We start from the raw sequence: 1,636 nt of genomic DNA, 5'->3' as shown, positions 1-1,636 counted from the left end.
AAAATGAGTCATTGACCCCATTACAGTAGACGCCAGCCCGATCAGGCCGTGTTCGCGGGGCTCGGCGGCCCCGGCCAGGCGCTCGCCCAGCCAGCTTTCGCCTATCATGGACACGGCCCCATGGGCCGCTGGCCGGCCGCCCCGGATGGCTCTTCACCCCTGCCTCGAACGAAGGCCCGGGACGTGCTGCCACCGGGGATCGGCCGCCGCGATTCCGGCTGATAGGAACCTGCCGGGCGCCGGATGCGCCACGGCCGAGTAATGTGGTTGCCGAGACGCGGCGAACGGCGCGGCCAGCCGTACGGGAAGGGTACCATCATGGCCGAGAAGAACGCAACCCTCGCAGAGGGGCACGAAGCCTACCTGGGGCTCGACGTCGGCAAGCAGTCCCATTGGGCCTACGCCGTCGACGCGGCGGGGGCGGTCCTGCTGAGCAGGCGCGTCGCCAACGCCGAAGCCGACGTCGACGCCGTCATCGCCGAATGCCCGGACGACACGCTCGTGGTCGTCGACCAGCGCCGCAACATCGGGGCGCTCGCGATCAGGCGCGCCCGCGCGGCGGGAAGGCCCGTCGCCTACCTGCCGGGATCGGCCGAGCACGCGCTCGCCAAGGGCTTCCCGGGCATCGCCAAGACCGACGAGCGGGACGCGCAGGTCATCGCCCGCGCCGCGCTCGGCCTGCCGCAGGCCCTGCGCCCGGTGCCGGCGGACGACCCCGCGCTCGAAGGCGCGCGGATAATGTCGGCCCAGCTCGCCCAGGTGAAGAAGGACCGGACGGCGTGCGCGAACGCGCTGCGGTCCAGGCTGCTGGAGTCCTGCCCCGCCTTCGAGCGGGCCTGCGACGCGACCGCGCCGTGGTGCGCCGGGATGCTCTCCGAGCTGGGAGGGCCCTGGAACATGCTCGACGCCGGGCGCGAGAGGTTCTGCGCCTCGTCGCGCAGGCACGGGGCCGCCCGCGAGCAGCGCGACCGCCTCTGGGACGCGATCTCCGGAGAGAGGCCCTCCGAGCAGGCCGTGGCCGCGGAGATGCGCTACGTCAGGCACTTCGCCGGGCGCATCGCCGCCGACAACGAGGAGGAGGCGGCGCTCGGGGAGGCCATCGCCGAGTCGCTATCGGGCAACGCGGACTTCGCCAACCTGCAGACCGTGCCGGGGATAGGCCCGAGGACGGCCGCGCAGCTCGTGGTGTCCGTGGACATATCCGAGTTCGACAGCCACGACAAGCTCGCCAGCTACTGCGGCCTGGCCCCGTCCACCCGGCAGTCCGGGACGTCCATCGGCCACGACAGGGCGCACCGCGGCGGCAACAAGGCCCTGAAGAGCCTGCTCGTGTTCTCGTGCAACTCGCTGGTCAGGTCGAAGGGGTACTACGGCGAGTACCTTCGGGCGCGCCTGGACAGGGGCGTGGGGTACAGGCGAGCGCTCAGGGCCGTCGCGCGGAAGAGGATGAAGGTGATATACGCCGTCATGCGCGACGGGGTGCCGTACTCCGCGTAGGCGCCCCGTCCGCGAGGCCCGGCCGGAAGGCCCGCGCGCCCCGGGAGCCGGGGCCCGCCTCGCCATGCCCGAAGCCGGTCGCCCCATGCCGGAAAGCCTTCCGGCAGCCGCTTGACAAAACTATAGGAACACGTCCCTT

1 protein-coding gene is annotated in these 1,636 nt (G+C 71.9%); it reads left to right on the top strand.

Annotated elements, in window-relative coordinates; translation table 11 throughout:
• Window positions 1–318: 318 nt before the first annotated feature.
• Window positions 319–1,497, top strand: coding sequence for an IS110 family RNA-guided transposase (locus DMP08_RS12250; protein ID WP_123193152.1), 1,179 nt, complete (start codon window positions 319–321; stop codon window positions 1,495–1,497).
• Window positions 1,498–1,636 lie beyond the last annotated feature (139 nt).

It is taken from the genome of Paraeggerthella hongkongensis (assembly GCF_003726035.1).
In the GTDB taxonomy this organism is placed as follows: Bacteria; Actinomycetota; Coriobacteriia; order Coriobacteriales; family Eggerthellaceae; genus Paraeggerthella; species Paraeggerthella hongkongensis.
Note: the sequence above shows the minus strand (reverse complement) of the source record. Positions and strands in the feature narration are given on the sequence as shown.

Coding starts and splice junctions, on each gene's coding strand:
- DMP08_RS12250 (WP_123193152.1), top strand. CDS start 319: ATGGCCGAGAAGAACGCAACCCTCGCAGAGGGGCACGAAGCCTACCTG.